The sequence below is a fragment of the Pedobacter insulae genome (assembly GCF_900113525.1).
Lineage (GTDB): Bacteria > Bacteroidota > Bacteroidia > Sphingobacteriales > Sphingobacteriaceae > Pedobacter > Pedobacter insulae.
Map to the genome: position 1 here is coordinate 360070 of NZ_FOPP01000002.1, position 21898 is coordinate 381967.

Consider the following 21898-nt stretch of genomic DNA (forward strand, 5'->3'; position numbering starts at 1 on the left):
AAACATTTTTATTGGCAATTTGTTAGCAAATAAACTAATAAGAAATATTATGGGATTTATAAGAGGAGTGGTGTTTGGCATAGCGGCATATGCAGTGGTTCAACACCTTACAAAAAAAGATGTGTTAACAGGGAGATCTCTCCTGGATGAGTTAATGGACAGAACACCAGCATATATCGACAACGTAAAAGATTATGTGGTACAGATTAAGGAAGAGTTTTCAGAGCCTATGAATACGGTTTAATAAAAAGCCCTGCCAACCTTTTAAATAAGTGATTTTTGCATATTTTATAAAGGGGGGGCAAGCTAAATTTGATTAATTAATAAAATGAATTTGGATAAATTCTAATTTAATTAGTTATTAGTTATTACGAATATTGGTAGCCGGAGTAGTTAACCGGCTACTTTTTTAATTTTCGATGTGCTTTAAAATGTATAAAATATAAAAAAGGGGGCCTGCTTTTAATAGCAGGCCCCCTTTTTTTGGTATGAATTTTTACTTAAGGCCTAGTGCCGGTAAAAGTCCATTTTTCGTGGAAGGATGTTCTAACGGTAGAACCTGGCTGAAGCATATGATAACTAACTTCTAGAGTCTTACTACCATCGCTATTTACAGTAAACTTGTTAACACCGGCAGGATTTAATTGTCCCGATCGACCGTTGCCAGAAGGCTGCCCAAAATAATTAACCACACTTAAAACCACTCCGGTGGTTGGATCCATTGTAAAAACGGGACTGAATTGACCGTAGCTCGAAAGAGAAGTTCCGCTGAGTATGGGATGAGCATAGTTGTTTGCGGCATATTGTCCATCATACATAGCGACTGAATTAGCCCCGGTAGTAATCAACGACATTTGTTTCATTGGATAAAACCCAGTCAAAGTACCTGCCGTTACGTCAACCATCGGTGCCGTTGCAGTAACTGTATATAAGCCATCATATTTATTTTTAACGCCTACCTGAAATAGGGCAGTGCCAAAGTTCGTGCTTACCGTTGCATTTGGCGATGATAATTTCAATGGCAAAACGTAAGATTTGGTAAGATCTATCGCAGTGGTATTAAAATTCGCAGTAAATGAGGCAGTTTTTTTACCTTTCGGTATTATCACAGAGGTGGTAGACAAGGTATAATAAGAACTGGGCATCATTACGAGTGATTTGGACTGTTCTGTATTGTATTGGTCTATTACCGCCTGAGAAGCTAGCGCAATATTAACAGTGATATCATTAGGCGCTTCCATCTCTGCACCAGAATAGCTTACCGTAAGTGTAATCGGTGTTGGTGTAGTAACAATGGGGAAACTGTAGTTATAGAGAGGAGTTGTACTGCCGTGAACTACGATATCTGTTGGATCTTTGAATTCTATGATGTTAGGGCCAGCCTTATTAGGATCTAACACAGTTGTGTCGTCTTTTAAACACGAAGTAAGTACAACCGTAGCAAGAAGCAAGAGTAGAACTTTATTTATATTTCTTTTCATTTTCTTAAATTTAAGATGGTTTAGATTAGTTTAAGTCCCAAAAAATTCGTGAAGTAAACTTATTGATACCCGATGGCGCGTTATTTGGATTCAAGTTGTACTCTTGTTGAGGGTAAAGTATTCTTGAGGGTAATTTGTCGCTTCGAGTTGAAATGGATTGCCTAGAAGCGAAGGTTGCAGTCGGATTTAACGATCCATTTTCAATTTTTGGGAAGCTGGTACGTCGAAATTCATTAAAGCCCTCATCATTATTTATCATGTTAAAAGCAATATATTTTTGTGTAATAATAGCTTCTATTTTCTGATCTAATGATACTGCCAAATTGAAATTAACTAATGGACTTGCAGCATTTTCCGTCATATAAGTAGCAACATCAGCTGCTGGATTTTTACTAGGATCAACCACATTGGAGGCATTTTTATACAAATAGGTAAAAGATTGTAACACACCATTTTGAAAGGCGGCTGCCGCATCACCTGTTAGATAGTTACGTGCAAAAGCTTCAGCCTGTAAAAAATAACTCTCTGCAGCTAGCATGACAGGTACACCTTGGCCCGGACCTTTAACCACCCCAATGGTACTTGTGGTAGTATTAGTGCCTGTAAACCATGCAGAACCTGCAGCTAGCGCTGCTGGAACGCCTGCCGACTCGTCGCCTAATTGATTGGTAGGTGTACTTGGAAAGTTTCTGTAAATTGCTGCTCCTCTTGCAGGGTCAGATATTTTAATTCCATTATAAAAGCTAAAAATCCATTTAGTAGGAATTCTGCTTGTATTAACATTTGTACCTGTCGCTGTAAATCCTAATGAGCTGTAAACAGGGCTCGGCCTTGTTGTTTTTTCATAGGTTGGTTGATTAATGGCGTCAGTAGTTAAGAACCCTAAAGTTCTATCAATTGCGGAAAAGCCTGCTGTTGCATAAGCCTGCTGAGCTGGAACACCGGCCATTTTAATTAGCATACGCAGCTTGATGGTGTTTGCATATTTTTTCCATAGGTCCATATCTCCACTAAATAAAGGATCTGAACTGGCTGTTATCTTTTCAGTAGCAATATTTCCCTGCGCAGTAGTAATATCTGCAATTGCCTTGTTTAATTCCGCAATACAGGCCTTGTAAATGTCTTCCGCCTTATCGTATTTTGGTTGTAAACTAGCGGAGCCTTTTAACGCATCAGAATAAGGAGCATCATTGTATTGGTTAACCAGACGTTCAAAATCCATAGATTTCATGATACGTGCAATTGCCGTAGAATAGGCTAAAACCGGGTTACTTGACGTATTGGTTAAAATGTACTCAAAATCGTTCGCATTGTCATAGGTTCCTACCCAGAGACCGTTGAAGTTACCCGTACCAAAATCATAGGTAACAACAGAGCCGAAGCCCCCGAAACCACCTGCATTGGCTTGGTATCCACCAAAATCTGACATGCTCTGACTGGAGTTATTGCCAATTAAAGCGGAATTAGTAATTGCCTGAGGTAAAATTAAAGCGGGAGTAGCGGATGTTAAGCTATTTGGGTTTTTATTAATATCTAAAAACTTTTCACAAGAACTAAGTGAAACAACTGCCAAGCTAATCATGATATATTTAAAATATTTTTTCATTTTATTTATTTCTTATAAGGTTAATGATAAACTCAGACCATAAAGTCTACCAGGAGGAGTTTGATTTAACGAGGCAAAACCAATAGCGTTGCTATTTGCTCCTAATGCGCTATATTCCGGATCGGTATAGATGTTGGTTTTTGGTGTCCATAAAAACAAATTCCGTCCTTGTGCGCTTATCTCTGCACCTTTAATAAACCTCAGATTTGCAAGCAAAGATTTAGGTAGTGAATAGGAGATAGAGAGCTCACGCATTTTCCAAAATGCAGCTGAATGAGTATAATTTGCATTAACCCCGGTATTGGTTGGTCCATTTGTCCAAAAGTCTACACCACCAGTTCTTGTAGTAATACTTGTATTTGCTACATATTGATTGGTAACAGGATCTAAGTAGGAAGAGTTAGGTACAACAAAGCGTTCTCTATTGAAATAGGTCGTCCGAATACCTGCTCCAGAAAAGTCGAAACCGGTATTAGCACCGTTATATATTACATTTCCAGCGCGATATTCAAATACCGTGGCAAGACGAATTCCTTTAAAAGAAACTGTCATATCTAATCCTAAGCGATGTTTTGGTTCCGTGCTGCCTAAATTGGAGGTGAGTGTAGTGGCACTAGGAAAACCCGTAATCCGGTCGACAATAATACGCCCTTGGTCATCTTTGTTATAAGTTGTTCCCTTCAGCAACGGAAAAGCCTTACCTTTTTCAGCTACGATGTTCGCAAAGCCAAAAGTACCTAAGTTGATAAAATCTTGGTCGGCGCTGATAGATAATACTTTATTCTGGTTAAACGAAAAATTACCTCCCAAAGTTATTTCTAAGCCAGATTCCGTACGAACAGGAACTAAGCGCATAGAAGTTTCAATGCCTGTGTTCTCAACTTCGCCGGTATTGGTTAAAAATTGAGTATAACCTGTTGAACTAGGAATCCCCACAGGAACGGTTTGATCAATGGTGTTTGACTTATAAACTGTCAATGACATATTGAGCCTTGATTTGAGCATTTCCAAGTCAAAGCCGCCCTCCATAGAAGTAGTTACCTCCGGATTAATTTTTTGGGATACTTGAGTGTTACCCACGGTAAAACCAGGTACCGATGCGTATGGGTATCCAGAAGCTTGACTAAACGTTGGATCCAACGCATACGCACCAATAGAAACTTGCCCTACCTTAGACACACCAGCTCTGATTTTTAAGCTAGAAATGGTTTTAGATTCTTTCAAGAAAGATAAAGCATCTGAAGCTATGAATGAAATATCTGCGGCCGGGTAGAATAATGATCTATTATTAACTGCCAAAATAGAACGCCAGTCATTTCTTCCGGTAACATGAAAATATAAAAACCCTTTAAAACCAATACGGCCATCTAAATAAACGCCAAGTTGGCGCTCGCGAGAGTTAGATTCGCTACCGGATGTATTACCTGTGGTGTTTGATACATTGTATAAACCCGGTGTTACCATAGCGGACGAAGATGCATTTACATTTTTTGCAATGTTATCGCGCAAACTTGAACCTGCGATTATGTTTAACGAAAAATCGTTGCCTAGTTTTTTAATGTATTGCGCTTGAAATTCTGGGTTTAACTGAGTAGTATAATTGGATCCATCAGATACACTGCCCGCTCGGTTAGAAAAGTTTGACGTAATACCTAATCTATAAGCAGAGAAAGTATATTTATCTGACCAAGATTTTGTAGAAACGTTTCTAGTGGCTATGCTGGTGCGGAATAATAAGGTTAATTCTTTAATGGGATTAAATTTTAACTGAACATTACCTGTTAAATAATCATTTCTGGTTAAAGTTCTGCCGTTCCCAAGCGTGAAATAAGGGTTATCAAAATACTCATTGTAATACCCATCAGGTGTTGAGTACTTATCATTTCTCCAATCTTTGTACCGTGTTAATGGAATTTGTCCCGGAGACATTAAGACGTTAACATACGCCGTACCGGCATCACCAGTGTCAAATCTATTTTGAACATAATTGGCGTTAAAGTTAAATTCAAATTTGTCACCCAATTTTTTCGCGCCATTTAAACGGATTGTAAAGCGATTATATTTATCACCCGGTACAGTGCCTTTTTGATCTAAATATTGGGATGACAAATAGTAGGAGCCATTATCATCTCCAGAAGACAGGCTAAAATCCGTTTGGTTATTTATTCCTGTGTCCCAAAACTGTTGTTTACCTTCTTTAGCGTTATAAGCATAGGGAACCATTTGAATGGATCCATCGATGAGAGGTTTGCCGATCACTCTCATTGAACCGTCAAACTCAGGACCATATTGTTGATTTTCATAAGGAGTATAGGTAGGTACATCATCAGGGCTGGTACCAGAACCATATCGCTTTTGTAATTGCGGTAAAAAGGAGATGGTCTCCATAGTTGAAGTCTGACCCACCTTTAATGTGGTTACACCTTTTTTCCCGGTCTTAGTAGTAATGATCAAAGCTCCATTTGATGCGTCAGAACCATATAATGCCGCTGCACCTGCACCGTTTAGTACCTGAATATCTTCAATGTCCTCAGGATTTAGATTTCCCAGAATGTTGCTGGGTACAATTACATTGTCTACCACTACCAGGGCCTGATTATTACCCAATAAAGAGCGATTGCCACGTAAAACCAAACGTACGCTTGGATTAACGCCAGAACTCACGGCATTAACCTGTAATCCTGCCACTTTACCAGAAAGGGCAGCGGCGACGTTAATGGCCTTACCTTGCGTTAGATCCCGGGCCTTTACGGTAGTAGATTGGTTTCCTTGCTCGCGACGTTGAATGCTCACACCCCCAGCCGTTACCACTACTTCATTTAAGCTTTGAGGATCAATTCCTAATTTTATAACCCCAACGTTTCCATTTGCAGGAATGGCAATTTCTTGCGTTTTAAAACCCAGGTATGAAATTGATAATGTTTTGCCTTCGGCAGCCACTCTGAATGAGAATTTGCCGTCGGCACTTGTTCCCACAGTAGCGCTGGGAACTTCTTTTACTGTTACGTTTGCCCCTGGAATGGGCAACCCATCTTCACTTGATATTACGGTTCCTGTTACCGTACGTTCTTGTGCATTTGAAACCAAGCATGTGGCAGTAATCAAAAACAGGAGTATAGTTAGTATTTTTATTTTCATGAAATTTAGATTAAATGGATAAATGGATATTGATTCAAAAACTAAAATTGCGAGGCGGGGCTCTTTCCATAATGATTACAGTTTTTAATAAAAAAATAAATTTAGGCTGTACCCTTTTACAGAAATGTGCGAAAATCACTTTTAAATAAAGGTGTATTTATAAGCTCACTTTTTGTAAATTGCAGAACTGAAATGCTACCGGATGAATATAATTTTCTATGAACCACCGATATATTTGAAAAAATATATCCGTTATTTTTGGAGTTGTGACCTGGCAGATTACCGATCTGAAGAAATTATCTATTTTGATAATTACGCAGATAAATATCCACGTTTGGTTTTTCAGGTAGACGACAGGCCTCAATTAAAAAGTGATGAAAATAAGGATATCCCTAAAACTTATATATGTGGGATTGAGACTTATCCATCTTTCACCTCTGTTCAGGCAAATTTTTCTCATTTTGGAGTAAGTTTTAATCCTTTTGCGCTAACAGAAATATTTAAAGTAGCTCCAAATCTGGTGGTTAATCAAAATGTAGATTTAAATGATCTTGGTTATACAAATCTTCTCTCAAAACTGGCTGATGCGAAGTGTCACGCTCGCAGGATTGAGATAATGTGTAGGTTTGTAGAAGATCAAACTACTTATAAAAGAATTGTAAATCCTGATGTTATTCAAATTGTATTAAATAACGAACTCGTTGAGCAACGCGATCTTTTTAACCTACAGAAAAAATATAAGGTAACGGAACGAACGATGGAGCGATTGTTCAAAAGCGCGATAGGCGTATCTCCAAAAACGTTCCAACGCTTAGCTCGGTTCGAAAAAACATTAGCGTTGCTTAAAAGTCACGACTATAACAATTCTGCGAATGTAGGATATCTTCTCGATTATACAGACCAATCTCATTTTATTAAAGATTTTAAGCAGTTTACAAATATTACTCCTGCTCAATTCCGAAGGAATAATTTTCTTTTATCAGAAAGTTCTGCATTCATTTCAAAAAAATCTTCATCCTAACTTTCTTATTGCATTAAGAACAAGTTAAGTAGACCTGTCGGTTTTTTACTATTTCGCTAAAGTACCTGTTGCTAACTTTGTTAAAATGAGCAATGTGATTAGGTATGCGTCTGTTTATATTCAGAATGAAACGGAATCGATTTCATTTTACACTCAATATTTAAAATTTACTTTTTGCGAAAATGTTAAGTTGGGTGTTGATGAAGAATGGTGGATATTAAGAAAAGATGAAAGAGCAGAAACAGGAATAATTTTAATCAAATTGAGTACGAAGGCTCTTTCTAAAAGTACTTTAATCCTACACACGCACGATTGCATTTTAGCATATTGTAGGCTTAGGGAGGCAGGAGCTACTGAACTTTCTACGCCATTATATTCTTCGTTAGGGTTAAGTTTCAGTTTCTACGACCCTAATGGCAATAAAATCATGCTATTAGAAGAGCGAAAATACAACGACTTAGAAATTTAAACTTAAATGGAAACTTATTTCAAACGCCTTAAAAATAATAACAGTCTATATCAAGAAACTAAAAGGTATAGTCATGGAGATTATCAAAATAATGATTTAACCCTAAAATTTGTCTTTTCAGGTACGAGAACCTATAAATTTAGTAGAAAGGAGCTGGTGGTTCATCCAGATTGTTTCCTCATTATCAATAAGAATACTGATTTTGAAAGTAAGATTGAGTCTAATGATTATGTACAGTCTTTGTCCATTTCTTTCGATTCAAAATTTTTACAGGATATGGAGAGAACTTTGAAAAGACCTGCTGCTTATCTTTTAGAAAATCTTAAGGAGGAAGATCCATCTAGTTTTCATTTCCCAGAAACCTTGTTGCCATTAAAAAGTAATTTGCTTTTCAATCTTCATCATATTAAAAACTTTGTTAAAAATAACATGAACGATGATCATTTACTGGAGGAATACTTACATCATACCTTTATAAACTATTTAGAGATTTTTAACCAGGATATCTTGCAAGCTGAAGAGCGTTTAAACTGCATAAAACAGCATACTAAAGCAGAAGTTGTTAAAAGACTGAACTTAGCCAGAGATTTTATCTATTGCAATTACAATAAACAGATTGAATTAAAATCAATTGCAGAAAACAGTTGCTTATCAGTTAATCATTTGCTAAGAACCTTCAAACAAGCATTTGGTGAAACGCCTCATCAATTTCTAACTAAGATTAGATTAAAAAGAGCGCATCACCTGATCAAAAAATCAACTTATTCTATTAATGAAATTGTAAATACAGTGGGTTTTGAATGCCCGAGTTCCTTTATCAGGTTGTACAGATCTTACTATAATTGCACCCCCGCTAAAAATAGAAAACAACTTATTGATTAGTTACGTCGGCTATTGCCTTGTTTCTAATTTTTGGATAAAGGATCGTGAGTATACAAATGATGAGTAAAAAATTGAATTCTACACCATTTCTACCGCCACCTACAACAAACCACCCTTCTTTTAAGTGAACCATCATAATACCTGCAACTAACACCAATATTGTAACGATGGAAGTAAATTTCAGATACCTATCTGTCACAAGTGAAAATACAAACCCAACATGCGAAAGCTTTATTAGCCATGCTAATATGACACCAAATGGAGCAAAACCTATTTGATTTAGGTATAGATTTCCAAAATCGTTAACGCCATTGTTGAACATTCCTGAGAGACTATGCGCCAAAAAAATGACGATTAGGCCAGTGCGTAATATGGGTAAGTTTTTTATCATCTTGTTAATTTGAATAAAGTTTTAGTTTTAGAGAACAACAGCAAATGCAAACATAAAGTCTTTAGCGCCAAAAAAGTATTCTCCTTGATCAAGATTCTTAACAATTAAATAATAGTAGCCATCTTTGATTTTTTTAACCTCATAGACTATTTTTTCAAATGAGGTCGTGGTACTCGTGGTTTTTGCTTGTGTAGTTATAAAAACCCGTTGATCTTTCCGAACTTCAAATTGCACTAAATCGAAAACAGACGTTGGATCCATTCCAGGTGTTAACTTTACAACGAATTTTAGTTCATCCTGTTTAGTTAGTTTGATGGGGGATGAAATACCATTTAACATAAAACCGCCTTCGGCTTTAAATAAGCCTTTAGCTTTTGCTATAGTGTTGTATTGCGATTTTTCCAGCTCTCTTAACTGCTTTGTTTTAGAATCAAAATACGCAGGCTTTTCGTTAAACTCTGGTAAAATTTGGGCCACTGCAGTTAATGAACTACAGAAAATGAGCAGTATGCTTGCGATAGTCTTCATATGAATTAAAATACGATGGGCGGCGCACCTTCCGAAAATGCACCAGAACTATTCGCAGTTACCACCAATGGTGGTCCAACTTGATTACCCCCTCTTTTTATTAAAACGGTAACTTTTTGCCCCGGTACCCCGCCATTTCCAACGATGACGAAATTACTCGCAGTAAGTGTGTTGGAATAGGTGACTTCCTTAGTCCAAGGAAGTGAAGTAACTTCGTCATTACTTGTACCCCCATTTGCGGTGGTGTAGGCCACGAAAAGCGTTCCCGTAAAATTCCCAGTAAGTTCATAACGAACTACTCGTGACGATGTATTTGGCTTTTTGTCTGAATCTTTTTTACAAGATGTACAGATAAGAAGTCCGGTAAGAATGGTAAGAATTAACTTTTTCATAAGGATGTTTATTGATAAGGATGTATATTAAAATTTAAATGCTACGCCAATTCTAGCATTGGTACTACCGATAGCACCTAGCTCAGTGAAAAGACTTATCTTTTGGCTTAGGTAGTACTTGCCACCCACGTATGCACCCAAAAATAGTCCGCTTCCGTAGTCGTCACCTAAGTTTTGCTTAGTGTCTTTCCACGAAAAATTTCGGTAGCCTAATGTTGGACCACCATATAAATCAATCTTGTTATTTTCTATTTTTAATAAATCATTAAAATGATAAGAAGCCCTTACACCTAAATAGATTGCGGTAAATTTAAAAGACAAGTAGTCGTTTGAAAGATAGTCTGCATTTACTCCAACACTAATGGTAGAGGTAATACCTTGCTCGTAAGAGGCTCCAAAAGGTATGCCACCGTCATAGAAGGAATTTACACCTATACCTATATTTAATAATTTGTCATTTTTGGTATAGCTTCCATTTTGTTGTGCGAATAAGAAAGTAGTTGTTAAAAGTAAAAGGCTAAAAGTGCTTATGGTTTTCATGAATAGATTATTTGATAAGGTAATTTCCTAAGGGCGAATTTAATTTGATCCCTATATTTAAAATATGCAAGAATCACTTTTTTCAATTTAGGGATATCGACATTTATTATGGATTCAGCTCGCCACGAATAAATGGGACGATTTTGTGCTTATTTGCTTCAGATAAGCCGCTATAAAAGGTTAACATGGTATGCAGGATGTGAGACATTTTCACTACCCTGATGATTTTTGGAGCTTCTTTTTTATCGCTTGCCCTCACCATAATTCCTAATAACTGTCCATCAGCATTAAAAACTCCACCTCCACTCATCCCGGGTATTGCTTGCGCATCTACAAAAAATTCGACGTTAGCGTTATAAGGAATATCTCCTTCGGTATCGCCAACGGCTTTCAATGCAAGCACCCTATTAACTGATTCTGTATCAGATAATATTTTGCCATAGGCCACTGCACCATTGGGATAGTTAGCCCTATCTTGAGGATATCCAATCGCTATAGCATACTCGCCTACCATCGGAATGTTCCAGGTTCGGGCAGATTTTGTGCGGTAATTGGGATCGTACATTTGTAAGGGATCTGAGATCTGAACATGATTAGGATGCTTAACCAAGGGTCCTTGCTCAGTTCTTTGATTATCAAGGACACCTAAATAAAAATCTTCTGCTGGTAGTAAAGATGTATTTGTTGCATTTGCTGAAATATCAAAATGCATAAGGGGGAAATCGGCCGTAAGTGTATTTCCTAAGCTTATGCTTCCGGTGGAAGGTGGTATCTGGGAGGTTTCAAAAATACCTAAATTTTCAACACTCGGGTCAAAAAACTGAGCAGTTCTAGAAATCCAACCGGATAGCCCGTAAACATGATTAGCACTAACATATAGCCCTAATTCATAATCGTTTTTCCTACTCCAGATTGTTTTAGATCCAGCACCTCTTCGCCCAACGCTACCTCTCACATTCTTTAACAACTGAATTAAATTTGGGTCGTTACTATTTAATACCTCTTCAATTTTTGGGATTTTAATTCCGGTATCTGGCTTAATGCGACTGTTTCTTTTACACGTTAGCACAGAAGCGCCAAGTGCTATCAGTACAACTATCGGCAGTATTTTCTCAAACAAAAAATGGTTGACTTTTAGCATATCTTAAATTATAACTTAGTAAAATTATAAATTACCCTTAACTAATTTCTTAACTTTAGTTAAGAAATGATGCCGCCACGGGGTTGTTTGCTTTAGGAAGAAATATTTCTTAAAGAGATTTACTTCGTTATTTTCGCATCTTTAATAGATAAGATGGCCATAACTAAAGCAGTACAGCAAGATATAAAGGAATTAAATAGCTTAATCAACGCGGCCTATCGTGGTGATGAATCAAAAAAAGGATGGACAACCGAAGCGGAAATTCTTGACGGGATCAGGATTAATGAGGTAACACTGGCGGATTTGCTTAGTAATGCAGCTGTTAGCATATTGAAGTATACCAATGAAGACGGAAAAATCGTGGGTACGGTATATTTAGAACTAAAGCCTGAACAACTATATCTCGGCATGTTTGCGGTTTCACCAATTTCGCAAGGAAAGGGCATTGGTAAGGCCTTTCTAGCGGCAGCCGAAGTCTATGCCTTAGCTAATAATTGCAATCGGATTATCTTAACGGTGATCAGTAGCCGTACAGAACTGATCGATTGGTACAAAAGACATGGATACATGGCTACAGGCGGTTCTATTGCCTTCGAAGAAATTGAAGGACGCTTTGGCGAACCGAAAGTTCCGACGATCAAGCTTATCGAGATGGAGAAGTTATTGTGATTTCTAAATTCCACCAATTAAGAATTAAGTTTGGCTGAAAGTTTAAAATTACTTACTATTATGGTTCAAACACACACATAAATGAGAATTAATAAAACGTTGCCACTGCTGGTATTATTGTTATTAAGTCAACTTTCTTGGGCCCAAAAAAAGAATCCGAGTACTATTCCCAGACCTAAATTAGTTGTAGGAATTATGGTAGATCAAATGCGTTGGGACTATCTATATCGGTTTTACGACCGTTACAGTGATAAAGGTTTTAAAAGGATGTTAAATGAGGGGTTCAACTGTGAGAACACTTATATCAACCATCTCCCTACCGTGACCGGTATTGGCCATAGCACTGTTTATACTGGATCAGTTCCAGCCATACATGGAATTACGGGCAATAGTATCACTTTTAATGCCACCGGCAAATCAGTTAATTGCGTAGCAGATGACAATGTTGAGAGTGTAGGTATTGCCACCTCAAGTGGAAAAAAATCTCCCGTGAATTTGTTAGTCACTACCATTGGTGATGAGCTAAAACTAGCTACAAACTTTAGGTCAAAAGTGATTGGGCTTGCTGTCAAAGATCGAGGGGCAATTTTACCTGCCGGCCATGCTGCAGATGCCGCCTATTGGTTCGACACTAAAAGTGGAAAATGGATTACAAGCACGTACTATATGGATAAATTACCACAATGGGTAGACGGCTTCAACAATCAAAACCTTGCAGAAAAATACCTCCTTGGCAATTGGAACACTTTATATCCAATAGATACCTATATTCAAAGTTCGCCAGATAAGGCTGTTCATGAGGGATTGATGAAAGGACAGCAGGAAGCGGTTTTCCCGATAGAGACATCGAAGCTTTTTACGAAAGATAGTTATGAGGTAATTTATACCACTCCCTTTGGAAATTCTATTACGCTGGATTTTGCTAAAACAGTTATTGCCAATGAAAAAATGGGAAAAGGGAAGGAAACCGATCTTTTAGCCGTAAGTCTTTCCTCACCTGATGCGATCGGTCATTTAATTGGGATGAACTCGGTTGAAATTGAAGATACTTATTTACGTCTTGACCGTGATTTAGCCGAATTCTTTAAATATCTTGATGCTGAGGTCGGAAAAGGAGAATATACTGTATTCCTTACTGCTGATCATGGTGCTACACATAATCCCAAGTTTTTGGAAGAGCATAAGATTCCTGTTTTTGCTAGTCAGCCAGGTTTACAAAATAGACTGAATACGCTTTTAGAAAAAAAATTTACTGTGAAGAATTTAGTTTCTGGTACTAGTTATTCTCAGATACGATTTAATTACAAAGCTCTAAATGAGCATCAATTAAATGAGGAGGCAATTAGGGATGTATGTGTTAATTTTTTAAGAAAAGAACCAAATGTCCTTTTTGTGGTCGATCTTAACAAGGTTGGTGAGGCTGCCGTGCCACAAGAAATTAAAGAAAGAATTGTAAACGGACATCATCCAGATAGATCTGGGGGCATTTTTTACATTCTAACTGGGAATACTGGCTCTTTAAACGCAAAAGGATCTTCACATAGTGAATGGCTCCCGGATGATGCGAAAATACCCCTCCTTTGGATGGGGTGGGGTATCAAAAAGGGCCGGTCACTTGAACAGCGGCATATGGTCGATATAGCCCCGACAGTATCGTCTTTATTAAGAATTCAACCTCCTAATGGAAACATTGGAAAAGCGATTAGTGAGGTGCTCATCGTCAACCCCGCTAAAAAATAGTATGAAAAGCCGACTAGGAGGAATAATTGATATCACAGCTAATTAGAGAATGAAGAATTTAAGCGAAAGGGAACAGGCAGCTGTTATTTTTTCTCGTTCTATGGTGTTAATAGCTATATTTTTTGTAGTAATAGCCGCTATGATAATTAGTGTGTTGATGGGCTCCGAACGCCCAGCTCTTACCACAGTTTTAGTAAAACAAAACGTTTCCGAATCATTACCTGTTACGGATGATTATACTTGGAAAGCTCCAGATGAAAGTACGATTCCAATGGGAGAAGTAGGCGAGGAAATTCGTTATGGGAAAGAGCTGATTTCGAACACGGCTAAATATTTGGGTCCAAAAGGCAGCGTTGCCCAAATTGCTAATGTAATGAATTGTCAGAACTGCCATCATGAAGCTGGCACTAAAGATTTTGCATTGAATTACGCGGCTGTAAAATCTACTTATCCACAGTTTAAAGCCAGATCTGGTACCTTAGTTTCTATTGCCGATCGCATCAATGGTTGTTTAGAAAGAAGTTTAAATGGAAGCGGATTAGACACTAATTCTAAAGAAATGCTTGCCATGATAGCCTACATGAAATGGCTTGGAAAAGATGTGCCAGATAGAATAAGACCAAAAAACGCGGGAATTATGAAATTGGCTTTTTTAGACAGAGCTGCTGATCCTTTAAAAGGTAAAGTGGTGTATTTGGGTAAATGTAAAACTTGTCACGGTAACACAAAAAATTATCCTCCTTTGTGGGGGGAAAACAGCTATAATGATGGGGCAGGTTTATACAGGATTAGCAATTTTGCAGGTTTCGTGAAAAACAATATGCCTTTTGGGGCAAGCTATCAGCACATTGTATTAAGTGACGAAGAAGCTTGGGATGTAGCTGCGTTTGTAAACTCACAACCTCGCCCTCATAAAGATCAAGCTGAGGATTGGAAAGATTTATCTACAAAACCTATCGACTTTCCATTTGGTCCCTACGCAGATAATTTTTCAGAAGAACAACATAAATACGGTCCTTTTGAGGGAATTGCAAGGGCTCACAAAAATTAACCCACAATGAAGCGGTGAAAAGAATGAATTTTTATGCTGAGATAAATTAATCGGCTATATTGCAAAGGCTATTAAAACATATATTAATGAAAAGATTACTTATTCCTATTTTATGCTTATTCTTGGCATTCGGCGTTCATCCCTTATTTGCGCAACAACAGAAAGATGTGTTTACTGGTGCAAAAGCTAACTTAAAAAGCTATAAAGCCCTTTATGTGTTAAATAACGGCGATGAAAAGCACATGAATAGTACGCTAAGGAACATGCGCAATGTACTTACTGATCCTCGGTTAAAAGGAAAACTTACTTTAGAATTGGTTGTTTTTGGTGATGGCTTTAAAGTGTTTGATAAAACCGGACTCTTTGAAGCACAACTACTTGACCTGCAAAAGCAGGGGGTTATCCTGGCACAATGCGAAAATACCTTAAGGGAAAGGAAAATCGATAAGAATACATTATTTCCTTTCATCAATTTTGTACCAAGTGGAAACGGGGAAATTGTTATCCGAAGTGCTGATGGATGGGTAGTAGTGCATCCGTAGCGACCAGCTGTTTAGTGTAAAATTATATTAATTTGTTTTATAAATTAATATTTTGGTATATATTTACACAAATTAAATAGCAAATGAAGTATAGCCTCATCAAAGACGTCATTGATTTAACCGATGATTTTGAAAGCTTCAATAACCTTTCTAAGAGTTATACCAATGATATAGTGGGCTTTAAGGAATGGATTGGAACTGCTTTTGATCATAATTCATCTTTAAGCGAACTTAACTGGGAAGGGAAGGAAAATGGCAGAACAGCAGAGAGTGTAATCAATACGCTGATCGTTCAAATGAACCGGTACGCAAAATCCTATTCAAAATCGGCTATCCACGGTTCTGAGTTCTCCGGACAGGAAGATTTTATCTATTTGATTACATTAAAGTCTTTTGGCGAAATGACCAAAACAGCTTTAATAAAAAAAAATGTACACGATAAACCTTCTGGTATAAAAATAATTGACCGTTTACTAGAAAAGGACTGGGTAGCCCAGCATGTCTCCGAATCGGACAAAAGAAGTAAGATTTTGTCCATCACCGAAAAGGGACTCCAAAAACTTGAAGAACAAATGGGGAAAATTCGACAAGCCAGTACAATTGTGACCGGAAATCTAAACCATTTTGAAAAAATGCAGCTGATAAAATTATTGCAGAAGCTGGATGATTTTCACAAGCCTATTTATCATGAAAGTATGGATTCCGCCAATTTATTAGATTTGGCATTTGCAAAATTAACCTAATGATGATGTCTTATAAAAAGAAGGTTGCTATAATAGGTTCAGGGTTTTCAGGGTTATCGGCCGCTGCTTATGCTGCTAAGCAAGGCTATGAGGTACAGGTTTTCGAGAGGCATCATCAGCCAGGTGGAAGAGCTAGGCAATTTACAACCCAAGCGGGCTATGTATTCGATATGGGACCAAGTTGGTATTGGATGCCCGATATCATAGAGAATTTTTTTGCAGATTTTGATTGTAAAACCTCGCATTTCTTCAACTTGGTTTCTCTTGATCCTCAATTTGAAATGATATTTGAAGATGGTAATATTAGTGTGCCGCAGTCGTATAAGGACTTAGTAGCACTTTTTGAATCTTTAGAAGCTGGAGCAGGAGCAAAATTAGAGGAGTTTATGAAAGCTGCTCAATTTAAGTATGAAGTGGGTATGCAAGATTTTGTGAACAAGCCTTGCCACAGTTGGGTAGAGTTTTTGTCGCCGAAAATAGGAATTAGTGCGTTAAGACTTGATTTATTGACCGATTTTAGGAGTTACGTTGCCAAGTATTTTACACATCCCAAATTGAGAACATTAATGGAGTTTCCTGTTATCTTTCTGGGCGCTTCCCCTAAAAATATTCCCGCATTGTATAGTCTGATGAACTATGGAGGATATGCCCTGGGCACTCATTATCCTATGGGCGGGTTTTACCAACTGGTTTTAGCTATGCAAAAAGTAGCTGAATCGCAGGGAGCTACTTTTCATTTCAACAAAACAGTGGAGAAAATAAATACAGAGGATGGCAGAATCACTTCGCTAACCGTTAATGGGGCGCAACATCATTTCGATGCCGTTATCGCTTCGTCCGACTATCACCATACTGAGACTTTGCTGGATGAAAATTTAAGAAATTACCAAGAAAAATATTGGCAGGACAAAACTTTTGCCCCTTCTTGCCTGATTTATTACCTGGGACTAAATGAAAAAATTCCAGGCCTTAAACACCATACATTATTTTTTGAGAATGATTTAGATATCCATATTGAGGCAATTTATGGAAATAAAAAATGGCCTGAAAATCCCTTGTTTTATGTGTGTTGTCCATCTAAAACGGATGAAAGCGTAGCCCCTCCCAATTGTGAGAATATGTTTCTTTTAATGCCTTTAGCAATAGGAATTAATGATGAGGAGGAATTACGCGAGCGCTATTTAAAGGAAATGATTGGCCGAATTGAAAAATTGACAAAGACCGCTAATCTGCTCTCAAAAATCGAGTACAAACGAAGTTACTGTGTGTCGGATTTTAGGCAAGATTATAATGCCTATGGGGGAAATGCTTACGGACTCGCAAATACCCTTTCCCAAACTGCGGTATTAAAGCCGAAGATCAGTAATAAGAAAATCAGTAATTTATTATATACAGGACAACTAACTGTACCGGGTCCGGGGGTTCCACCATCTATCATCTCCGGAAAAATTGCCGCAAATGAATTGAGCAAAATTAAACATAATACCTATGAAAAAACTGTTTGATGAATTGTCTTATGAAGTAAGTAAAAGCACGACGAAGAAATACAGTACTAGTTTTTCTTTAGGGATATTGGCTTTAAGTCCTCATATTCGGAATGCGATTTATGCAATCTATGGCTACGTAAGATTAGCTGATGAGATTGTTGACAGTTTCCACGATTATGACAAGAAAACACTATTGAATCGCTTTAAAGAGGAAACCCACGCTGCATTAACTGAAAGAATATCACTTAATCCAATCTTACAATCTTTTCAGGAAACTGTTCATCAATATGACATTGATGGTTCGTTGATAGCGCAATTTATCCATAGTATGGAAATGGACTTGAATAAGATAGATTATAATTCCGATCTCTATAATGAGTATATCAATGGCTCGGCAGAAGTAGTAGGCTTAATGTGTTTACAGGTTTTTACTGCAGGTGATAAAAAAGAATACGAGATATTGAAACCTTATGCTATGATCTTAGGTTCAGCGTTTCAAAAGGTAAATTTTTTACGGGATTTAAAAGATGATTATCAGCTTTTAGGACGAACTTATTTTCCCAATATTCAGATGCATTTGTTTGATAGTGTTACTAAAAGAGAGATTGAAGACGAAATTGAAGACGAATTTAAAGAAGCGCTGAAAGGAATAAAGCTGCTTCCTAGTTCATCTAAATTCGGTGTATATTTGGCTTATAAATATTACTTATCCTTATTTAAAAAAATTAAATCAACCTCTGCGGAGAAAATATTGAACAACCGCATCCGAATACCTAATACGCAAAAATTTTCGGTGATGGTTCGTAGCTATATCCGTTATAAAGTTGCTATGTTATGATAAAATTTACACTTTTAGTGTGGTTACTTATGTTTTATCATCCGAGTCTCGACCTCGCTTATATCCGAAGCAATTACAAGGTGGCTGTATCAGATAAGGATGCCTGCGAAGGAATGATTACGGAGCTGAAAAAAGATAATTTAAACAATGTCGGATTAGCCTATTTAGGAGGCTTTCAAGCTATTTGGGCACATCATACTTTCAATCCAATAACTAAATTAAGCACATTCAACCGCGGAAAAGCAAATATTAATAAAGCCATTTTGACCGATAAAAATAACATTGAAACCCGCTTTATAAGGTTATCGATTCAAAAAAACTGCCCAAGATTTTTGGGTTACTATAAAAATATACGCGAAGACGAGGCGTATTTAAGGAAACATGTAGACGGCGTAAGTGATAGGGATTTGAAAAATATGATTAAAAGCATTTTAAAAAAGTAATAAGTTAACCAAAATGAAAGTACTGATTGTGATCACTGTTTTTGTATTGATGGAATTAGCAACCTGGTTAATTCATAAATATGTAATGCACGGTTTTTTGTGGATACTACATAAAGATCATCACGATCACAATAATGACAGTTTTTTTGAACGGAATGATTACTTCTTCGTGATATTTGCTTTGCCAACTATTGTGTTGATGTACTTTGGTTCTCTCCGTGACTTTAATTATTTGTTTTATATAGGGTTGGGGATCATGCTATATGGGATGGCCTATTTTTTCGTCCATGATATTTTTATTCATCAGAGAGTGAAGTTCTTTAGCAAAACTAAAAACCCTTACTTTCTTGCGTTGCGTCGAGCTCATAAACAGCATCATAAACACATTGGAAAAGAGGAAGGAGAATGTTTTGGCTTTCTTTATGTGCCTCTTAAGTATTTTAAAATGTATTTTAATAGCCAAAGGCTATGAAAGAATTCACCTATTGCTTAATTCTTTTTTTTACGGTTGTTATCTGTTTTATTGCATCATTTGATAAAAGATTACAATTTAATAAGCATTTTGGGGCTTTTTTAAAAGCGGCTATTCTTGTGGCCATTCCATTTATTGCCTGGGATATGTGGTTTACTGCTAAAGGAGTTTGGTGGTTTGATTTAACTTATACTGTTGGAATTACCATTGTGGGGCTGCCACTCGAGGAATGCCTGTTTTTTATCTGCATTCCTTTTTCTTGTGTATTTACCTATTACTGTTTTGATAGGTTTTTTAAATTGGAGTGGGCCGATGCCTTCAGTAACATGATTGTATTTGCAATGGTAATTGTCAGCATTCTTATTGCTCTTTTACATTATGACAAAATGTATACCCTTGTTACCGCCGTTGCTACAACCATCACATTAATTTACCTGCATTTTATTGCCCGTGTAAATTGGATTGGAAGGGCCACCTTGATATTTATTGTATTAATGTTGGGATTTCTTCCGGTTAACGGCATACTCACCGGAACTGGGCTTGCATCACCCATCGTAAATTATAACCCAAAAGAGTTTTTGGGAATTCGGGTTCTTACTATTCCCATTGAGGACGCTGTTTATGGATATACGCAATTCTTATTGGTGATGTACTTTTTTAAACTATTTAAGCGATGAAATATGGTTATTGATAGGAGTAAGGTTGTTTTAGTTGATGAAAATGACCAAGCTATTGGAGTAATGAATAAATTGGAAGCCCATGAAAAGGGAATGCTGCATAGGGCTTTTTCAGTTTTTATATTTAATGAAAAAGGTGAGATGTTAATTCATCAGCGGGCAAGAGATAAATACCATGGTTCTGGACTTTGGACGAATGCCTGCTGCTCTCATCCGCAGTGGGATGAAGATGTTAAGGGAGGAGCCCAAGAAAGGTTATTCTATGAGATGGGGATCGCCTGTGATTTATCCTATAAATTTTCATTCTCCTATAAAATTCCTGTTGAGAATGAACTGATTGAACACGAATTTGATCATGTATTTTTAGGTACCACAAACAAAAATCCAACCATCAATCTTAATGAAGTAATGGATTATCAGTGGATTAATCCTACGGAACTACAGCGAGATATTATCCTTAGCCCAAATAAATACACATTTTGGTTCAAAGAGATTTTGCCCATTCTGATGCAGAAGCTAGCTAATTAAAAATTTTGTAACCAACATAAATAAGCCTTATCTTGGGAGCTGTTGATTTTAGAAAAACATACTTATGCGTAAAAGATTCCTTTTAGTTGGTATGAGCTGCTTATTAATTGCTGGCTCTGCGGAAAATATATTCGCGGCAACAAATAGCTCACCTGTGGTTACAAGACAGCTTGCTGACCCTAAAGAACTGATTGGTCGTTGGGACATTACTGTTGACATAAACGGCAAAGCGGCGCCATCTTGGTTGGAGGTTAAACTATCTGGTTATAGAACACTGGTAGGGCATTTCGTAGCAACTTCAGGCAGTGCACGCCCAATCGCAGAGGTAAAATTTGATAATGGAAAATTCAGGTTTGAAATTCCACCACAATGGGAGAGCGGTACGCAAAATATGGTTATTGAGGGGGAGTTAACGGCTGCCGGTATGCAAGGTGTAATGACCGATTGTGAGGGCAAAAAGTATAAATGGACAGGTGTAAAAGCACCTTATTTAACCAGAACAACGCCACCGGTGTGGGGTAAGCCAGTCAATCTATTTAATGGGAAAGATTTGACGGGATGGAAGGCAAGCGGCGAAAATCAATGGGTGGTTAAAAATGGAATTTTGACAAGTCCAAAAGCAGGTTCGAACTTAATTACCACTCAGAAATTCAATGATTTTAAGTTACACGTAGAATTTAAGTATCCAAAGGGCGGTAATAGTGGCGTATATTTAAGGGGTCGTTATGAAACGCAGATTGAGGACAGCCAGCAGGATGCGCATCCAAATAGCGTAATATTTGGCGGTATTTATGGTTTTATAGCGGCCAATAAAATGGTAACACTTGGACCAGATACATGGCAAACATACGACATTACACTTGTTGGCCGGTTAGTGACGGTGGTGGCAAATGGTATAACTATTATCAGCAATCAGGAAATTCCTGGTATTACTGGCGGAGCTTTAGATAGTAACGAAGGTGAATCCGGCCCAATTTACCTACAGGGTGATCATATGCCGATTGAATTTAGAAAAATTGTTATTACCCCGGCAAAGTAAGCGTCATTGCGAGCGGAGCGAAGCAGCACCTTCCCGTCATTGCGAGGTACGAAGCAATCTATTCGTGAGATTGCTTCGTA

General features: G+C 37.4%; 24 protein-coding genes. 16 read left to right on the forward strand and 8 right to left on the reverse strand.

Features of this window, described 5'->3' with window-relative positions; genetic code table 11:
- Positions 1-49: 49 nt before the first annotated feature.
- Positions 50-244 (forward strand): hypothetical protein, encoded by a 195-nt coding sequence (locus BM207_RS04520; protein WP_090992375.1) that lies wholly within the window; start codon positions 50-52, stop codon positions 242-244.
- 256 nt (positions 245-500) lie between these two features.
- Here the strand turns inward: BM207_RS04520 and BM207_RS04525 are convergent, their stop codons facing one another.
- Genes BM207_RS04525 through BM207_RS04535 form a run of 3 tightly spaced genes read right to left on the reverse strand, consistent with a single transcriptional unit; the run spans position 501 to position 6225 of the window.
- Positions 501-1481, reverse strand: coding sequence for a DUF1735 domain-containing protein (locus BM207_RS04525; RefSeq protein ID WP_090992376.1), 981 nt, complete (start codon positions 1479-1481; stop codon positions 501-503).
- Positions 1482-1506: 25 nt separating this feature from the next.
- Complete coding sequence (locus BM207_RS04530) at positions 1507-3087, reverse strand: SusD/RagB family nutrient-binding outer membrane lipoprotein (RefSeq protein ID WP_090992377.1); 1581 nt, start codon at positions 3085-3087, stop codon at positions 1507-1509.
- Positions 3088-3099: 12 nt separating this feature from the next.
- Positions 3100-6225, reverse strand: a complete 3126-nt coding sequence (locus BM207_RS04535; RefSeq protein ID WP_090992378.1) for a SusC/RagA family TonB-linked outer membrane protein — start codon at positions 6223-6225, stop codon at positions 3100-3102.
- Positions 6226-6427: 202 nt separating this feature from the next.
- Between BM207_RS04535 and BM207_RS04540 the strand changes: the two genes are divergently transcribed.
- From BM207_RS04540 to BM207_RS04550, 3 genes are all read left to right on the forward strand, one after another.
- Positions 6428-7246, forward strand: a complete 819-nt coding sequence (locus tag BM207_RS04540) for a helix-turn-helix domain-containing protein (RefSeq protein WP_090992379.1) — start codon at positions 6428-6430, stop codon at positions 7244-7246.
- Between the two features lie 85 nt (positions 7247-7331).
- Positions 7332-7715, forward strand: coding sequence for a VOC family protein (locus tag BM207_RS04545; RefSeq protein WP_090992380.1), 384 nt, complete (start codon positions 7332-7334; stop codon positions 7713-7715).
- A 6-nt stretch (positions 7716-7721) separates the two neighbouring features.
- Complete coding sequence (locus BM207_RS04550; RefSeq protein WP_090992381.1) at positions 7722-8597, forward strand: helix-turn-helix transcriptional regulator; 876 nt, start codon at positions 7722-7724, stop codon at positions 8595-8597.
- Here BM207_RS04550 and BM207_RS04555 read toward each other — a convergent pair.
- The 5 genes from BM207_RS04555 to BM207_RS04575 all read right to left on the reverse strand — a co-directional run bounded on the left by BM207_RS04555 (position 8587) and on the right by BM207_RS04575 (position 11589).
- Positions 8587-8988, reverse strand: a complete 402-nt coding sequence (locus tag BM207_RS04555; protein WP_177217051.1) for a DoxX family protein — start codon at positions 8986-8988, stop codon at positions 8587-8589. The genes BM207_RS04550 and BM207_RS04555 overlap by 11 nt on opposite strands.
- A gap of 27 nt (positions 8989-9015) precedes the next feature.
- On the reverse strand, positions 9016-9516 hold the full coding sequence (locus tag BM207_RS04560) for a hypothetical protein (RefSeq protein WP_090992382.1): 501 nt from the start codon (positions 9514-9516) through the stop codon (positions 9016-9018).
- A gap of 5 nt (positions 9517-9521) precedes the next feature.
- Positions 9522-9908: an MmpS family transport accessory protein gene (locus BM207_RS04565; protein WP_090992383.1), complete on the reverse strand. Its 387-nt coding sequence runs from the start codon at positions 9906-9908 to the stop codon at positions 9522-9524.
- 27 nt (positions 9909-9935) lie between these two features.
- On the reverse strand, positions 9936-10448 hold the full coding sequence (locus tag BM207_RS04570; RefSeq protein ID WP_090992384.1) for a hypothetical protein: 513 nt from the start codon (positions 10446-10448) through the stop codon (positions 9936-9938).
- Positions 10449-10554: 106 nt separating this feature from the next.
- On the reverse strand, positions 10555-11589 hold the full coding sequence (locus BM207_RS04575; protein WP_090992385.1) for a S1 family peptidase: 1035 nt from the start codon (positions 11587-11589) through the stop codon (positions 10555-10557).
- 153 nt (positions 11590-11742) lie between these two features.
- Between BM207_RS04575 and BM207_RS04580 the strand changes: the two genes are divergently transcribed.
- The 12 genes from BM207_RS04580 (at position 11743) to BM207_RS04635 (ending at position 21818) form a co-directional block, all read left to right on the forward strand.
- Entirely contained in the window at positions 11743-12258 is a 516-nt protein-coding gene (locus tag BM207_RS04580) for a GNAT family N-acetyltransferase (protein WP_090992386.1), read from the forward strand.
- A gap of 81 nt (positions 12259-12339) precedes the next feature.
- A complete protein-coding gene (gene pafA, locus BM207_RS04585) occupies positions 12340-13998 on the forward strand; it encodes an alkaline phosphatase PafA (RefSeq protein WP_090992387.1) in 1659 nt (552 codons plus the stop codon).
- A 49-nt stretch (positions 13999-14047) separates the two neighbouring features.
- Positions 14048-15049, forward strand: a complete 1002-nt coding sequence (locus BM207_RS04590) for a c-type cytochrome (protein ID WP_218155018.1) — start codon at positions 14048-14050, stop codon at positions 15047-15049.
- An 86-nt stretch (positions 15050-15135) separates the two neighbouring features.
- A complete protein-coding gene (locus tag BM207_RS04595; protein ID WP_090992388.1) occupies positions 15136-15591 on the forward strand; it encodes a DsrE family protein in 456 nt (151 codons plus the stop codon).
- Between the two features lie 83 nt (positions 15592-15674).
- On the forward strand, positions 15675-16334 hold the full coding sequence (locus BM207_RS04600) for a MarR family winged helix-turn-helix transcriptional regulator (protein WP_090992389.1): 660 nt from the start codon (positions 15675-15677) through the stop codon (positions 16332-16334).
- The gene (locus BM207_RS04605; protein ID WP_317040272.1) at positions 16334-17839 is read left to right on the forward strand and encodes a phytoene desaturase family protein; all 1506 of its coding nucleotides are present in this window, start codon (positions 16334-16336) and stop codon (positions 17837-17839) included. The genes BM207_RS04600 and BM207_RS04605 overlap by 1 nt, the downstream gene beginning before the upstream one ends.
- Entirely contained in the window at positions 17823-18659 is an 837-nt protein-coding gene (locus BM207_RS04610) for a phytoene/squalene synthase family protein (RefSeq protein ID WP_090992390.1), read from the forward strand. Before BM207_RS04605 ends, BM207_RS04610 begins: the two co-directional genes overlap by 17 nt.
- Positions 18656-19102, forward strand: coding sequence for a hypothetical protein (locus tag BM207_RS04615; RefSeq protein WP_143095914.1), 447 nt, complete (start codon positions 18656-18658; stop codon positions 19100-19102). The genes BM207_RS04610 and BM207_RS04615 overlap by 4 nt, the downstream gene beginning before the upstream one ends.
- Positions 19103-19115: 13 nt before the next feature.
- Complete coding sequence (locus BM207_RS04620; protein ID WP_090992392.1) at positions 19116-19574, forward strand: sterol desaturase family protein; 459 nt, start codon at positions 19116-19118, stop codon at positions 19572-19574.
- The gene (locus BM207_RS04625; protein WP_090992393.1) at positions 19571-20251 is read left to right on the forward strand and encodes a lycopene cyclase domain-containing protein; all 681 of its coding nucleotides are present in this window, start codon (positions 19571-19573) and stop codon (positions 20249-20251) included. The genes BM207_RS04620 and BM207_RS04625 overlap by 4 nt, the downstream gene beginning before the upstream one ends.
- Positions 20252-20254: 3 nt before the next feature.
- Positions 20255-20779, forward strand: a complete 525-nt coding sequence (idi, locus tag BM207_RS04630) for an isopentenyl-diphosphate Delta-isomerase (RefSeq protein ID WP_090992394.1) — start codon at positions 20255-20257, stop codon at positions 20777-20779.
- 64 nt (positions 20780-20843) lie between these two features.
- Positions 20844-21818: a 3-keto-disaccharide hydrolase gene (locus BM207_RS04635; protein ID WP_090992395.1), complete on the forward strand. Its 975-nt coding sequence runs from the start codon at positions 20844-20846 to the stop codon at positions 21816-21818.
- Positions 21819-21898: the final 80 nt, after the last annotated feature.

What these genes read in the sequence shown, in the direction of transcription:
- BM207_RS04520 (WP_090992375.1), top strand. Translation starts at nt 50, where the DNA reads ATGGGATTTATAAGAGGAGTGGTGTTTGGCATAGCGGCATATGCAGTG.
- BM207_RS04525 (WP_090992376.1), bottom strand. Translation starts at nt 1,481, where the DNA reads ATGAAAAGAAATATAAATAAAGTTCTACTCTTGCTTCTTGCTACGGTT.
- BM207_RS04530 (WP_090992377.1), bottom strand. Translation starts at nt 3,087, where the DNA reads ATGAAAAAATATTTTAAATATATCATGATTAGCTTGGCAGTTGTTTCA.
- BM207_RS04535 (WP_090992378.1), bottom strand. Translation starts at nt 6,225, where the DNA reads ATGAAAATAAAAATACTAACTATACTCCTGTTTTTGATTACTGCCACA.
- BM207_RS04540 (WP_090992379.1), top strand. Translation starts at nt 6,428, where the DNA reads ATGAATATAATTTTCTATGAACCACCGATATATTTGAAAAAATATATC.
- BM207_RS04545 (WP_090992380.1), top strand. Translation starts at nt 7,332, where the DNA reads ATGAGCAATGTGATTAGGTATGCGTCTGTTTATATTCAGAATGAAACG.
- BM207_RS04550 (WP_090992381.1), top strand. Translation starts at nt 7,722, where the DNA reads ATGGAAACTTATTTCAAACGCCTTAAAAATAATAACAGTCTATATCAA.
- BM207_RS04555 (WP_177217051.1), bottom strand. Translation starts at nt 8,988, where the DNA reads ATGATAAAAAACTTACCCATATTACGCACTGGCCTAATCGTCATTTTT.
- BM207_RS04560 (WP_090992382.1), bottom strand. Translation starts at nt 9,516, where the DNA reads ATGAAGACTATCGCAAGCATACTGCTCATTTTCTGTAGTTCATTAACT.
- BM207_RS04565 (WP_090992383.1), bottom strand. Translation starts at nt 9,908, where the DNA reads ATGAAAAAGTTAATTCTTACCATTCTTACCGGACTTCTTATCTGTACA.
- BM207_RS04570 (WP_090992384.1), bottom strand. Translation starts at nt 10,448, where the DNA reads ATGAAAACCATAAGCACTTTTAGCCTTTTACTTTTAACAACTACTTTC.
- BM207_RS04575 (WP_090992385.1), bottom strand. Translation starts at nt 11,589, where the DNA reads ATGCTAAAAGTCAACCATTTTTTGTTTGAGAAAATACTGCCGATAGTT.
- BM207_RS04580 (WP_090992386.1), top strand. Translation starts at nt 11,743, where the DNA reads ATGGCCATAACTAAAGCAGTACAGCAAGATATAAAGGAATTAAATAGC.
- pafA (WP_090992387.1), top strand. Translation starts at nt 12,340, where the DNA reads ATGAGAATTAATAAAACGTTGCCACTGCTGGTATTATTGTTATTAAGT.
- BM207_RS04590 (WP_218155018.1), top strand. Translation starts at nt 14,048, where the DNA reads ATGAAGAATTTAAGCGAAAGGGAACAGGCAGCTGTTATTTTTTCTCGT.
- BM207_RS04595 (WP_090992388.1), top strand. Translation starts at nt 15,136, where the DNA reads ATGAAAAGATTACTTATTCCTATTTTATGCTTATTCTTGGCATTCGGC.
- BM207_RS04600 (WP_090992389.1), top strand. Translation starts at nt 15,675, where the DNA reads ATGAAGTATAGCCTCATCAAAGACGTCATTGATTTAACCGATGATTTT.
- BM207_RS04605 (WP_317040272.1), top strand. Translation starts at nt 16,334, where the DNA reads ATGATGATGTCTTATAAAAAGAAGGTTGCTATAATAGGTTCAGGGTTT.
- BM207_RS04610 (WP_090992390.1), top strand. Translation starts at nt 17,823, where the DNA reads ATGAAAAAACTGTTTGATGAATTGTCTTATGAAGTAAGTAAAAGCACG.
- BM207_RS04615 (WP_143095914.1), top strand. Translation starts at nt 18,656, where the DNA reads ATGATAAAATTTACACTTTTAGTGTGGTTACTTATGTTTTATCATCCG.
- BM207_RS04620 (WP_090992392.1), top strand. Translation starts at nt 19,116, where the DNA reads ATGAAAGTACTGATTGTGATCACTGTTTTTGTATTGATGGAATTAGCA.
- BM207_RS04625 (WP_090992393.1), top strand. Translation starts at nt 19,571, where the DNA reads ATGAAAGAATTCACCTATTGCTTAATTCTTTTTTTTACGGTTGTTATC.
- idi (WP_090992394.1), top strand. Translation starts at nt 20,255, where the DNA reads ATGGTTATTGATAGGAGTAAGGTTGTTTTAGTTGATGAAAATGACCAA.
- BM207_RS04635 (WP_090992395.1), top strand. Translation starts at nt 20,844, where the DNA reads ATGCGTAAAAGATTCCTTTTAGTTGGTATGAGCTGCTTATTAATTGCT.